We start from the raw sequence: 13,443 nt of genomic DNA on the forward strand, positions 1-13,443 counted from the left end.
AAATAAACATATACAATATGAAAAAAGTTTGGATCATCGTTTTTGGATTAGGTTATCTGGGTTTAAGCGCTCAGAAGAAATGGTCCTTAAAAGAATGTGTAAGCTATGCAGTGGAGCATAATCTTCAGGTTATCCAAAATCAGTATAACAAACAAAACCAGGAATATAATCTTAAAGCAGCCCAAAAAGAATATTTACCATCTGTATCGGGGAGTATGACGAATGGGGTAAGTTTCGGGCAAGGCTCATTAGGAGCAGGAAGCTTTAGAAACGATAGATTCAATAACAGTATTGGTCTGGGTGCTGATATTTTGCTCTATAATAATGGAAGGTTAGAGAAAAATGTAAGAAAAGCCCAGTTTGATGTAGAAGCAAGCCAATACGACATTGAAACCATTAAAAATGATATTTCCCTTCAGATCGCTCAGCAATATCTGACTACTTTGTTGAATAAAGAGATTGTTAAAATCTCTCAGAGTGCCGTGGATAATGCGCAGAAACAGTTTGACAGAGCTAAAATCACAACTCAGGTTGGAACAACAGCCCAGACGGTTCTGGCAGAGGCTGAAGCTGCATTGGCAAGAGAAAAACAAAACCTTAAAACTGCAGAAGTAAACGTTGGACGTGCTTTGTTTGCCATCGTTCAGCTTTTACAGCTTTCAGATTATAAAGGTTTTGATGTGGAAGATGTAAATATTCCTGAAAAGCTTGATTTACAACTTACTACCGCGGATGAAGTGCTTACCACTGCGTATGAGATACAGCCTCAGATAAAAGCAGCGGAAAGCCGTATAAGATCTGCCGAAGCACAAACGGAAGTAAGCAAAACAGCATACTGGCCTACATTAACAGCGAGCGCTGGTCTTAATACTTTCTATAACAGACAATTTGATCCTATGCCAGGTACTGTACAGGGAACTTTTTTTGAACAATATAAAGATCAGTTCGGACAAAACGTGGGGCTATCACTGAATATTCCTATTTTCAATAAAGGGAAAACAAAACTTCAGGTAGAACAGTCTAAAATAAATGAAAGTTTAGCCAAGAATTCCTTGGAACAACAGAAACAGACGGTAAGACAAAACGTACAGAAAGCTCAGTTTGATGCTGATGCCAATTATGAAACCTATCTGGCTGCAGTGGAAGCTGAAAAAAGCTCAAAACTGGCTCTTGATTTTGCCGATAAAAGTTATGCTGCCGGAAGAACCACTATCTACGACGTTAATGTGGCGAGAAATAATTATGCAAATGCACAAGGATCAGTAGCGCAAGCAAAATATAATTATCTTTTTAGTCTTAAACTATTGAATTTCTATGCAGGAATTCCATTAAGTTTGTAAAATGCCAATTCAATCATTAGAAAAATACTTACCTCAAAATACACTTAGATATTTAAGAGTCTGGTTTGCAGATTACTATATACATATAAAAGTAACAAGAAACAGAAATTCAAAGCTGGGAGATTATAGAAAACTTCCGGATAATTCTCATGAAATTACGGTAAATTCTACCCTTACCCCACAGCTTTTTTTCTTTGTACTCACTCATGAGCTTGCTCATCTGATTGCTTTCGAAAAATATGGGCGAAGAATCTCTCCCCACGGTAATGAATGGAAAGAAACTTTCAGAAATATGCTTCTGGAAAGCCTTGAAATTTATGATGAAGAACTCAAACCTATCATTATAAAATTTTCAAAATCGCCAAAAGCCAATTTCATGGCAAGCCCTGATCTGGTAAGGTATTTCCATACTGAAAAACAGGATGATACTCTTCTATTTATCGAGGAACTTAAAAAGGGAGAATTTTTTATCTATCGCAACGAAAAGTATTTATTAGAAGGTCTGGTTAAAAAAAACTATCTTTGTAAGAACCTGGCTACTGGAAGGAAGTATTCTTTCAAGCCTTTAGCGAGGGTAGAAAAATGTAGCTAAGAATGTTAAAATCAGATAGATACTGCGTTATAATGGCCGGGGGAATCGGGAGTCGGTTCTGGCCTATGAGCACGCAGAAATTTCCAAAACAGTTTCAGGATATTTTAGGAACCGGACGCACAATGATTCAGCAGACCTATGACCGAATCAGCAAGGTAATTCCTAAAGAGCAGATATTCGTGATTACGAATAAAGAATATGTTCCTGTTTCCCATCAGCAGCTTCCGGAAATTCCTGAAGAGAATATTGTGGGTGAGCCGTTGATGAAGAATACAGCAGCTTGTAATCTGTATATGGCTAACAAAATTGCTGAGATCAATCCGGATGCAACAATGATTGTATTGCCGGCAGATCATCTGATCCTTAAAGAGGACGTATTTCTGGAAAAAGTAGAGCTGGCATTTGAGGTGGCTTCACAGCATGATTATCTGGTAACATTAGGAATAACTCCAACAAGACCCGACACCGGTTATGGCTATATTCAGTTTGTAGAGAAAAAAGGATCAGAGTATTTTAAAGTAAAAACATTCACAGAAAAACCTATTCTTGAAATTGCCCAAAGCTTTTTGGAAAGTGGTGATTTCCTTTGGAATGCAGGAATTTTTGTATGGAATGTGAAAAGTATTCACCATGCTTTTGATCTCTATCTTCCTGAGATGATGCAGCATTTTATGGCTTGTGAGTATAACTCCGAAAAAGAAAACAGCTGTATTGAAACCATTTATCCGAAGGTTCAGAAAATCTCCATTGATAACGGGATTTTAGAAAAGGCAAAGAATGTTTACGTGATTCCTTCAGATTTAGGATGGAGTGATCTAGGTACATGGACTTCCGTCTATGAAAATACAGAAAAAGATAAAAACGGAAACGCTGTAAAACTGAAACATTTACTTTCTTATAATTCAAAAGGGAATATCATCCGCTTAAAGAATAATAACAAGGCAGTGATTATTGACGGCCTTGAAAACTACATTGTTGTAGATACAGATAAAGCGCTTCTTATCTGCCCAAGGGATAATGATCAGCTCATTAAAGATTATGTTCTTGACTTAAAAAACTTTAAAAAGGGCGAGAAGTTTATGTAATATTTGGTATATTTTCTGCTGATTTTTAAATTATGATTAAAACTGCAACCCGATTTACAATTCTTACATTTTCACTTTTGGGAGTCTTAGGATTTGCTCAGGAGAAGAAAAAGTTTTCAAGCATTCCTGCTATTTTACAGCAGATCAACCCTGGTAATAGGGTGGATTCATGGGTGTTGGTGTACAACAGCTATGGGAAAGGTCAGGAAATAAAGATTTCGGGTAAGGTAAATTATACTCCTCAATTCTCAGGATTCAATCTTTTCCCTAGTGAAGACAGCTTTTATTATATCGCTTATTCGGAAGGAGGTAAAGTAAATTACGTTACGGATGTCGAAGGATTGAAGAAGTTTGTAGATAGAATTGATAATGCTCAGGAAGCAGCTGTTGTATTAGCCGCTGACGGATATATGATAGATGAGGAGTTTAAGGACCTTGCGGGTAATTATCATGAAGATAAGTCGAATTACTATCTGGACCTTGGAAAGCTCACCTCAAAGGAATGTCCATACCAGAAAACTCATTATACAGTAACACTCAATAAATCTACAGGTGCTGTAAACAATGTTAAAGACAATGGAACTTATATTGAGCTTTACAATAAAAAATGTGCTAATAACCCGAGACTTTTAAAAATCGAAAAAAAAGAAGAACCAAAGAAAGATGAGCCCAAAAAAACACCCAAGCGCAAATAATACCTATGAGACTGAACGATTGATCCTTCGCCCTATGTCCCGTGAAGACAAAGATTTTGTCTTTGAACTTTATAACAGGCCAAAATTCATTCAACATATTGGCAACCGCAATGTAAATTCCATTGAAGATGCTGAAAATTACATCTTAAACAGATTTGCCCCACAGATTGAAAGGCTGGGATTTGGAAATTATATTTTAATAACCAAAGATGGAAATGAAAAAGTAGGTGCGGTAGGAATCTTCGAAAGGGAAGGACTTGATATTGTGGATATCGGATATTCTCTGTTGGAAGAGTTCGAAGGTAAGGGCTATGCTTTTGAGGCAGCTCAGAAGGTTAAATCGATCGGAATGGATGATTTCGGATTAACAAAAATATCAGCCATTATTTCAAAGGATAATATTTCTTCCCAAAAGCTGATTGAAAAATTAGGTTTGAGGTTTAAAAAACACGTCATACTTCCAGGCGAAACCGACGAACTCAACTATTACGAAACCGAATAATAAATCTATAAAAAAATATTTTCACAAATAGCACAATAATGTATCTGGGTTATTTGTGAAAATATTTGTGATATCTGTGTTTTAAGAAAGTTATCCCTCCAGAATCTGTTCAGCAGCAGTCTTTGAAGTTACTTTTTCAATCACTCTTGTACAAATACCATTTTCATCGAAAATAAAAGTGGTTCTTACAATTCCCATATAGGTTTTTCCAAACGTTTTTTTCTCCTGCCATACCCCGAATTTTTCAATGATATTACGGTTTTCATCTGCAATAAGATCATAAGGAAAAGCAAACTTGCTGTGGAAATTCTTTTGCTTTTTTACAGAGTCACCGCTTATTCCCAATAATTGAAATCCTGCTTTTTTAAGCTTAGTATAATTATCACTCAGGTTGCAGGCTTCCACTGTACAGGTTGGTGTATTCGCTTGCGGATAGAAGAAAACGACCAGTTTTTTTCCAATTAATTTTGATGAGGTTACTGTTTCTCCGTCTTGATTGAATCCTTCAAATTCAGGTAATTTATCTCCAACTTTCAGCATAATGATTTAATTTTGTTCAAATTTAAGGCATACATGACAAAAAAACAAAGAGCTGAGCTCGTTCAGATAGAACTGGAAAAATTATATCCCACTACACCTATTCCGTTAGATCACACTGATCCCTATACATTGATGGTTGCCGTAGCGCTTTCTGCACAAACTACAGATAAAAAAGTAAATCAGGTTACTCCCGAACTTTTTGCGGTAGCAGGAACACCGCAAAGAATGGCTAAGCTGGAAGAATTTGAAATCAAAGAACTAATCAAAGAAATAGGATTATCTAATACGAAAGCCAAAAACCTGAAGAAAATGGCCGAACTTCTGTTAGAAAGACATAATGGTATTGTTCCCCAGACTTATGAAGAATTGGAAGCTCTTCCGGGCGTAGGGCACAAAACGGCATCAGTAGTAATGAGTCAGGGTTTCGGATTTCCTGCTTTTCCTGTGGATACCCATATTCACCGTCTGATGACGCAGTGGAAACTTACTTCCGGAAAAAATGTGGTGGAAACAGAACGTGACGCCAAAAAATTATTCCCTGAAGAAGTATGGAATAAACTTCACCTTCAGATTATTTTCTATGGAAGAGAATATTCTCCGGCAAGAGGAAAAGGAGAGAAGGATTTTATTACGAAAATGATGTTTGAAAAATAATTCAATTATTTTAGCGCCATGTCCGCTAAGATTCTATAAAAACCACGCTGGGATAGCTCGTGAAGACACTTCGTTTAGCAAAAGCAATATTGCCCTGACTGAGTGAAAGATCTATGCGAACTGATAGAAAACGCAACAATTACTTTGTGGTCGCTAAATAAACCATGTCAAGGTTCTGAACCTTGACATGGTTTAAAAACATCATGTGAGATAAAGGACATGATTTAATATTCCAACAACCTTCTGTGGTAATTAATCTGTCCCAAATGATAATCCAGATGAGCAATCAGATGAATCAGGAAGTAATCTGTAGTCATTTTATTTTCAAAAACAACCAGTGGGTATTCTTTTTTCAGGTCGTCTTCTGATAATTGAGAAAGAGTAGAATCTATCATTGTTGTAGTTGCCTCTATTTTTTCAATAAGTTCAGCTCTTGGAACATCTTTTAATGAAAACTCCAGGTCACGCTGTCTTACATATCCTGTGTTTCCAAGGTGCGTTCCTATAAAATGGTTGAGGTTTCCAACCAGATGAAGAACCAGGTTGCCCGCAGAATTGGCTATGTTTTTATCAACTTTCCAAAGATTTTCTTCGTTTTGATAGGCTTCTAGCTCTGTTTTTAATTTATTTAAATCTCTGTTGTAAAGAGATTTGAGGCTTTCTGTGATCATATCAATTTTTATTGTATTATGGTTTTAAAATATCCTTTAAAGTGTTTATCAACCAAACTGTCAATACTGCATTTATAATCTATAAAGCCATAAATGCTATCATTTTTGGTGAATTGTTTACTATTTAGAATCAGTTTCTGACTAAAAACTTTAGATTTTATGAATTTTTCCTCGCCTTTTAAGGTTTTTGGATCAATATCCTTGATGTAAAAGTGGTTTTTAAACACCTTAATCAAAATTCCGTTTCCAAAATATCCGTTATTGTTATTCAGTTTGATGGTAAGAGTATCATTCTGATACTGAGCTTTGCATTTATAATCATCGAATAAAAATGTTCCTTTACGAAAGCCATCTGAGTAACTTGCAGCCTGAACAATATGTGCTGTCCTTGTTTTACTTTCAACAATTTCACTGTTATAAAGCTTCAGTTCCGGATATTTGGAAAGAAGGAGAATAGTATCATTGCCAGGTAAGCTCTTGTCAACCGTAAAATTTTCAAAATTGTGCTTCTTTTGACAACTCAATAACACCAATAAAATACCGGTAAAAAATAAAAATAGTCTCATAAAAGAAACTATTTTTGTTTTTTAGCCCAAAGCTCCATTTTTCTGTTCAGAACATCCAAAGGAAGACATCCCTGGCTTAATACTTCATCATGGAAGCTTGCCAGCTTGAATTTGTTCCCAAGTTCTTTCTGATACTTTTCTCTCAGCTCACGGATTCTTAAGGATCCTATTTTGTAGCCTAAAGCCTGTCCCGGCATTGCCATATATCTTTCTACTTCTGCAGTGGCAGATCCCTCGTCGTAAGAAATATTGCTTAAGAAGTATTTGATAGCCTCTTCACGTGACATTTTTCCTGTATGAAGCCCTGTATCTACTACCAGTCTTACAGCTCTCAGCATCTGATCACTCAGGTAACCCATTTTTTGATAAGGATCTGTGTATAACCCAAATTCAGGTCCTAATGTCTCACAATAATGGGCCCACCCTTCACCATAAGCTCCTAACCATCCGAATCTCATAAATTTAGGAAGCTTTGTGTTCTCCTGTTGCAAAGAAACCTGATAATGATGCCCTGGGATGGCTTCATGAAGGAAAAGAGATTCCATTCCTGAAGTAACATTGAATTTAGTAGGGTCAGGAAGCGGAACATAGAATATACCTGCTCTTTTTCCATCCGGAGTTCCCGGCATATATTCTGCGCTGGCACTTGCCTCTCTGAATTTCTCCGTCTGTCTGATTTCAAACTTCGTTTTTGGCGTTACATTAAACATTGTTTTCAGCTTCGGAGTGATTTTAGTTAAGATCCCGTTGAATGCATTTAAAACCTCTTTAGATGTTTTATAAGGCATTGCCTTTGGATCCGTTTTTACAAAAGTGATAAACTCTTCAAGAGTGCCCGTAAAACCTACCTGTTGTTTTACTTTTTCCATTTCTGCACGAAGCATAGCTACCTGCTGAAGTCCGATCTTATTAATTTCTTCAGGAGATTTCTTAGTGGTTGTCCAGCTTTTTACATAATAGTTGTAGATCTCATTTCCGTTAGGAAGACTGTTGTATCCGTCTGTATCCCTTGCTTTCGGAAGGTACTCTTTTTCTAAAAATGTTCCCATTTTAATATAAGCCGGAATGATCTTTTTGGTAATAGCATCTTTATAAAGTGCTGAAAATTTTTCTTTCTGAGCCTGAGAGAAGCTTTTCGGAAAATTTCTTATCGGACCATAGAAAATATTCTTTTCCATGTCAGAAGTGGTAATTTCCTCTGCTTTCATCTGAGGAATCATTTTGATAACCAGTTTTTTAGGTAATACTATCTTATTGTTGATTCCCTCACGGAAGTTGTCTGCCGCTGCATTCATCCACTCCGGGAATTTTTCCATTCTTTTCAGCCAGTCGCTATAGTCTTTTTCTGTTTTAAAAGGTTGATTACCCTGCCCGCTTCCATACAATGGGAACGTTAACGGAAGTCCTCCAAATTGAGTAAAAGGAATATATTCCGGATGATAGGCGTAGGCCTCAGTTTTATCTTTTAAAGTATAATCCAAAACATCATAGACCACTTTGTCTTCGTCAGAAAGGGTTTTATAATCTACATGTTCCAGTTGTTTTTGCACAGAATTGTAGAAAGCAATTTCTCCTGAGATAAAATCTTTATCAATATTGATAGGAAGCTGATCATTATATCTTGTATCTCCTTGTGCGGTAGCATCTAAAGGATATAGTTTAAGATACTGCTCATAATAGTTGGAAGCGATAGAATCCAGATTGCTGGGAGTCACTTTTGTAAGGGGAGAATCCGATTTTTTGCAGGAAGTAAGCCCAATCACCAACCCTAATCCTAGAATACTTTTTGATAAAATGTTTTTCATTTTCAGAATCTTTATGAAAACAAAAATAAGTATTATTGGGAGATTCAGACTTATTGTTTGCATTGATTTTAAAAAATTATTTTCAAAATCCTTTCAACTTTGAATCAATTTTTTATCTTTGTCTAAAACGTTTAACAATCATATTATTACAGCTCTTTTTTAAGAAAAAATGAAAGGGATTTTAAAAATTTACCATCCGGACGAAACGCTAAAATACAATATCAGAAATACTTATTGTAAGGCAGTTTACAGCAACCAGCAACATTTTTTAGAGGTTGAAGTGATTACGGATGACAGTTTGGATCACGTGGATGATGATTCATTACAGTACAACTTTCCGCAGCTTTCACTTGAAGTTTTTGATTTTCCTATTGAATCGGCGGAAATAGAAGGAAAAACCATCATCATCAATGACTCTGATGAAGAAACCTATACAGAAGTAGACCTTTTCGATGACGAAGATGCCTACATCTATGATAATGAGCTTCTTTTTGAAAAAAATGAAGAAGGGGAGCTTCAGGTCATCTGGAAAGGGACCATTGATGATTTCTATACCGGATCAGATACACCGATCCCCTTTAGATTAAAATGCGAATTTAAGCAAGATGAAATTGAGGTAGGAGAAGACTAACATAGGCTTCTATCTTTTTCGTACCAGATTTCTTTTCAAAATTTTTTTTTGGAAAGAAATTTGCTATTTGTAAAATTGTAACAAAATTTAAGTTGTTTTTAAGCAATTTTTAAGAGTTCAATTCATAATATTCTCCTACATTTGTCGTTGAAATTTAATAAAATTTACATTTAATGCTGTTAACGGAACTTTCTCAGATTTTATTTGCACAAATCGCTACCCCTGCAGTTGCTGCAGACAACTTAGAGTTCTCATTCTGGAAAATTATGTTCCATGGAGGAGCTTTCGCTAAAATAGTGATGGTCACTGTATTACTATTGGGAGTGTTTTCTCTATACCTGTTTTTCGAAAGATTTTTCTTTATCAAAAGGCTTACATCAAAAACAGATTCCAACTTCATGAACAATATCGAAGACTTCATCAAGGCAGGAAAAATAGAGGCGGCAGCAGATTACTGCAAAACCCAGAACTCTCCGGAAGGAAGAATTTTAGAAAAAGGAATTTCAAGATTAGGACGTCCTGTTTCTGATATTGTAAGTGCTATGGAATCTCAGGCACAGGTAGAGGTTGCCAATATGGAAAAAAACCTGAACCTTTTGGCTGTAGTACCAAGTATTGCACCCATGTTGGGACTTTTAGGTACGGTAATCGGGATGATTATTGCTTTCTTTAATCTTTCCCACGCAACAGGATCATTCTCGCCGAAAACACTTTCAGAGGGGATCTATACCGCTTTAGGGCAGACCGCTGTAGGTTTGGCTGTAGCAATTCCTGCTAACTTCTGTTATAATATTCTATTGACAAGGATTGATAAATTTGTCCTGAAAGCTCAGAATATGTCAGGAGAATTTTTAGACCTTATCAACAAACCTTTATAAATCTTTCTTACGATGAAAATTCAAAGAAGAAATAAAGCAAATCCGGAATTCAGTTTAGCAGCGATGACAGACGTTATCCTGTTGATGCTGATTTTCTTTATGATCACTTCTTCAGCTGCCAATCAAAGCGCTATTGATGTGAATCTGCCGAAAGCCGGAGCAGTTGACGATAATATTCCCAATCCTTTAACGGTAAGCATCAAACCGGACGGCTCGTTCTTTGTAGATGATAATCCTGCCAATAAAGGAGAACTGGAGCAAATTATTGTAGATAAATTAGCCAGCCAGACCAATAAATCATTTACGATCAGAGCTGATGAAAACACATTGCATAAAGATGTTGTTTTTGTGATGGAAATTGCTGAGAAACATAAATTTAATATTGCTATTGCAACCGTTAAAGACAAATAACATATCCGGATTTCCGGAAAGAATTACGTTTTAAGATGAAAAGCTATACAGCAAACAGAAACGAAGAAAATAAAGACAGAGTAAAGAGCGCACTGCTTTCTATTCTGATCTGGGCTGCTATTCTGCTTTTTGTTTTTCTATATAAATTAAAACCTGAACTGGATAAAGATCCTGAAGTGGTTACTACTATGCTGGTTAATTTTGGTGATAACAGAAATGGAAAGGGGATTGAAGAACCAGCTGAACAGCCTGGAAGTCTTGCCGCTGCAACGGAAGAAGTTACACCAGAGCCCGCAGAAACTCCGGTTCCGGAAACAAAAACAGTTATAAAGCCAGAACCAGTTCCTACTCCCGAACCAAAGAAAACAGAGGTTAAGGAAAAAGTTATTACAGGAAATAATTCAAAAGCTACTGTTCCTAAAAAAGAGGAATCCAAAAAAGCTGAGAAAAAAGAAGCTACGAGTACAAGTGCTTCAAAAAATACTAAAAAATCTGGAGCGGCCACTGCCAATTCAAAAACAGGAAATGGTGACGGAAAAGGAACCGCAGCCATAGGCAACCTGATTAAAGGAAGAGGAACTAAAGCCGGAAGCCAGGGAACTGGTGATGGTATCGGAAACGCGGGAGATCCTTTAGGCGGTGATGGAAACGGAGACAGTAAAGTAGGAATCGACAGAAAATTAGTCGGTTATATTCCGGGAACAATGGGAAGAGGAGGAGCACAGCCTTCTCACAGCTGTACAGCAAGTGGATCAATTACTATTGCTTATACGGTAGATAAAGCAGGGAATGTAGTATCCGCAAGAAGAGCCGGCGGGATTTCAGATCCTTGTGTCTCATCCACGTCTGTGGCCTGGGTTAAGAAATATGTAAAAGCAGAGAAAGCCAATACTTCTTCCACCGGAACTTATAAAATTACATTCTAAAAATACAAAAGCACTTTATTCAAGTGCTTTTTTCAATTCATTTATTCTGTTGATAATGGGTAGTGCAAAAATACCACTGGTCTGAAGATAAAGCTCGTAGAATGTCTTGGCTTTATCCTGAAAATCTTTGTTCTGATCATGTCTGCTGTTGAAATAAAATAGATTTCCCAGCATTTCATAATAATCTTTGTGATCTCTTTCCTGTCTTTCATTCACAATCGCGATCATTTCTTCCTTGGTTTTAGAAGCAACCTCTGTGAAGCTCATCTTAAAAATGTCTCTCATCAACGTATCAAAATCCAGTTCTTTCTGCATTAAGCTTTCTTCAGGTTTGTCGAGAATCAATTTTTCTAATGCCTGAGTTAATTGGCGGATGAGTCTTAAGGTGAATTCTTTATCTGTGATCATAATGGATTTAAAGTTTTAAGTTTAATGTTTAAAGTTAATAGCATCTGCTCAACCTGCAGATTTCATTAAGCAAAGAATAAGTAAGCTAATGCAATGGCAGTGATAACGCCGACTAAATCGGCCAGAAGCATGGCAATTACCGTGTATCTTGTATTCTTAACGGCTACGGCACCAAAATATACTGCAATTACATAGAACGTCGTATCTGAGCTTCCCTGAAGTACTGCCGCTAATTTTCCCTGGAAGCTATCTGCTCCAAATGTGGCCATCGTATCCACCATCATTCCTCTGGCTCCTGAACCGGATAAAGGTTTGATCAATGCAGTTGGAAGTCCATCCACAAATCTCGGATCCATATTGGCAACGTTGGCTACCCATTTCATCCCGTCAATAATCACATCAAATACACCGGAAGTTCTTAGTAATGAAATCGCAATCAGCATTCCAACCAGATAAGGAATAATTTTAACACAGGTGGTGAAGCCTTCTTTTGCGCCTTCAATAAAGGCATCAAAAACGTTAATTTTTTTATAAACAGCTCCCAATACAATCGCAAGGAAGATAAACAGAATTAAACCATTGCTTAATACTTTACTGAAGTCATCCAGTTCATCCTTACTCAATTGTACAAGGTATACTACCAATAAAGCAATAATTGCTGAAATTCCTCCTACATAAGCTATTACCACCGGACGAAGAAGATTGATTTTCTGGTATAAAGAAACAATAATCATCGCAGCTAAAGTTGCCGCAAAAGTGGCGATCATGCAAGGAAGGAAAATATCTGTAGGGGTCTTTGATCCCATAGAGGCTCTGATGGCAATAATCGAGACCGGGATCAATGTCATTCCTCCGGCATGAAGACACAGAAACATAATCTGCGAATTGCTGGCAGTATCTTTATTGGGATTTAAAGTCTGGAGACTTTCCATCGCTTTTAATCCAAAAGGAGTGGCAGCATTATCCAATCCCAGAAGATTGGCACTGAAATTCATTAGCATATGTCCGAATGCAGGATGGTTTTTAGGAATTTCCGGAAATAATTTTGAAAAAAATGGCTGAATCAAACGGCTTAGAAGGTTAATTCCTCCTGCTTTTTCAGCAATACTCATGAATCCCATAAACAAGGTCATGATTCCGATAAGACCAAGACAGATCTTTACGGCAGTTTCAGAGGTTCCGATAACTCCATCGGCTTCCTGAACGCGATAAACATTTACATTTTGTTTTAAAGAATCTGTTTTATAGTGAATTCTGCTGTCTGCAAAATCATTTTTTTTCATCAGGCTGTCTCTGACAATAGGAGATAGGCTGTTCATAGGTTGAGATGCAATCTTTACTGTATCACCTCCTTTTCCCACCACCATATCATTGAAAATGGTTTTGTAGTTACCTGACGAAACATATTTTATACTGGCAATGGCAATGGCAATGATAATGAAAGCCGACCAAATTCTGCTGAGAACCATCTGATTGATTTAATTGTTTAAACTTATCGAAAATACTTCAAACCACAAAAATAACTAAAGTCTTTTGTAATTCCGGTGTGAAAGAAAACTAATGATGGTCTCTAATTTTAAAGCTTATTGTTAACGCATTGTTCACAAAGTTCCTAAATAATGGGGAAAATGATTTTTCTCGTTCGCAAAGGCGTTAGCACTAAGCAAAGAGAATTTAAGTTAAAGAGCATTGCTGAATGAAATGCCCTTGCGAACAAAAAATATGCTTTAAGTTTTTAG

At 36.7% G+C, this 13,443-nt stretch carries 16 protein-coding genes; 10 read left to right on the plus strand and 6 right to left on the minus strand.

Annotated features, from left to right (window positions below):
• The first annotated feature begins 17 nt into the window (after positions 1-17).
• From PZ898_RS15250 to PZ898_RS15270, 5 genes are read left to right on the plus strand one after another with little or no spacing between them, the layout of a single operon-like run.
• Positions 18-1,340: a TolC family protein gene (locus tag PZ898_RS15250; RefSeq protein WP_062672892.1), complete on the plus strand. Its 1,323-nt coding sequence runs from the start codon at positions 18-20 to the stop codon at positions 1,338-1,340.
• Between the two features lies 1 nt (position 1,341).
• Complete coding sequence (locus tag PZ898_RS15255) at positions 1,342-1,932, plus strand: SprT-like domain-containing protein (protein ID WP_062672894.1); 591 nt, start codon at positions 1,342-1,344, stop codon at positions 1,930-1,932.
• Between the two features lie 2 nt (positions 1,933-1,934).
• Positions 1,935-3,017, plus strand: a complete 1,083-nt coding sequence (locus PZ898_RS15260; RefSeq protein WP_228432360.1) for a mannose-1-phosphate guanylyltransferase — start codon at positions 1,935-1,937, stop codon at positions 3,015-3,017.
• 32 nt (positions 3,018-3,049) lie between these two features.
• Positions 3,050-3,712, plus strand: a complete 663-nt coding sequence (locus PZ898_RS15265) for a hypothetical protein (RefSeq protein WP_277693679.1) — start codon at positions 3,050-3,052, stop codon at positions 3,710-3,712.
• Entirely contained in the window at positions 3,681-4,214 is a 534-nt protein-coding gene (locus tag PZ898_RS15270) for a GNAT family N-acetyltransferase (protein WP_277693680.1), read from the plus strand. Before PZ898_RS15265 ends, PZ898_RS15270 begins: the two co-directional genes overlap by 32 nt.
• Positions 4,215-4,304: 90 nt before the next feature.
• Here PZ898_RS15270 and bcp read toward each other — a convergent pair whose 3' ends face one another.
• The gene (gene bcp / locus PZ898_RS15275) at positions 4,305-4,754 is read right to left on the minus strand and encodes a thioredoxin-dependent thiol peroxidase (RefSeq protein WP_120232349.1); all 450 of its coding nucleotides are present in this window, start codon (positions 4,752-4,754) and stop codon (positions 4,305-4,307) included.
• 33 nt (positions 4,755-4,787) lie between these two features.
• Here bcp and nth point away from each other — a divergent pair, with 33 nt between their 5' ends.
• On the plus strand, positions 4,788-5,408 hold the full coding sequence (gene nth / locus PZ898_RS15280; RefSeq protein WP_062672899.1) for an endonuclease III: 621 nt from the start codon (positions 4,788-4,790) through the stop codon (positions 5,406-5,408).
• A gap of 224 nt (positions 5,409-5,632) precedes the next feature.
• On the opposite strand, the gene PZ898_RS15285 is transcribed toward nth, so the two are convergent.
• The 3 genes from PZ898_RS15285 to PZ898_RS15295 are packed head-to-tail and all read right to left on the minus strand — an operon-like array spanning position 5,633 to position 8,450.
• On the minus strand, positions 5,633-6,079 hold the full coding sequence (locus tag PZ898_RS15285) for a DinB family protein (RefSeq protein ID WP_174525194.1): 447 nt from the start codon (positions 6,077-6,079) through the stop codon (positions 5,633-5,635).
• An 8-nt stretch (positions 6,080-6,087) separates the two neighbouring features.
• A complete protein-coding gene (locus tag PZ898_RS15290; RefSeq protein WP_277693681.1) occupies positions 6,088-6,645 on the minus strand; it encodes a hypothetical protein in 558 nt (185 codons plus the stop codon).
• Between the two features lie 8 nt (positions 6,646-6,653).
• A complete protein-coding gene (locus PZ898_RS15295; protein ID WP_062672901.1) occupies positions 6,654-8,450 on the minus strand; it encodes a DUF885 domain-containing protein in 1,797 nt (598 codons plus the stop codon).
• Positions 8,451-8,619: 169 nt separating this feature from the next.
• Here PZ898_RS15295 and PZ898_RS15300 point away from each other — a divergent pair, with 169 nt between their 5' ends.
• From PZ898_RS15300 to PZ898_RS15315, 4 genes are all read left to right on the plus strand, one after another.
• Positions 8,620-9,081 carry a hypothetical protein gene (locus tag PZ898_RS15300; protein WP_062672903.1) on the plus strand — a complete coding sequence of 154 codons (462 nt, stop codon included), beginning with the start codon at positions 8,620-8,622 and terminating at the stop codon, positions 9,079-9,081.
• 173 nt (positions 9,082-9,254) lie between these two features.
• Complete coding sequence (locus PZ898_RS15305; protein WP_047426580.1) at positions 9,255-9,959, plus strand: MotA/TolQ/ExbB proton channel family protein; 705 nt, start codon at positions 9,255-9,257, stop codon at positions 9,957-9,959.
• 12 nt (positions 9,960-9,971) lie between these two features.
• Positions 9,972-10,370: a biopolymer transporter ExbD gene (locus PZ898_RS15310; RefSeq protein WP_062672905.1), complete on the plus strand. Its 399-nt coding sequence runs from the start codon at positions 9,972-9,974 to the stop codon at positions 10,368-10,370.
• A gap of 35 nt (positions 10,371-10,405) precedes the next feature.
• Complete coding sequence (locus PZ898_RS15315; protein WP_216443577.1) at positions 10,406-11,296, plus strand: ferric siderophore ABC transporter substrate-binding protein; 891 nt, start codon at positions 10,406-10,408, stop codon at positions 11,294-11,296.
• 15 nt (positions 11,297-11,311) lie between these two features.
• On the opposite strand, the gene PZ898_RS15320 is transcribed toward PZ898_RS15315, so the two are convergent.
• On the minus strand, positions 11,312-11,704 hold the full coding sequence (locus tag PZ898_RS15320; protein WP_062672909.1) for a hypothetical protein: 393 nt from the start codon (positions 11,702-11,704) through the stop codon (positions 11,312-11,314).
• Positions 11,705-11,769: 65 nt separating this feature from the next.
• Positions 11,770-13,173 (minus strand): spore maturation protein, encoded by a 1,404-nt coding sequence (locus PZ898_RS15325; protein WP_277693682.1) that lies wholly within the window; start codon positions 13,171-13,173, stop codon positions 11,770-11,772.
• Between the last annotated feature and the right edge of the window lie 270 nt (positions 13,174-13,443).

Origin of the sequence: Chryseobacterium sp. WX, from assembly GCF_029542485.1 — a bacterium.
GTDB lineage: Bacteria > Bacteroidota > Bacteroidia > Flavobacteriales > Weeksellaceae > Chryseobacterium > Chryseobacterium cucumeris.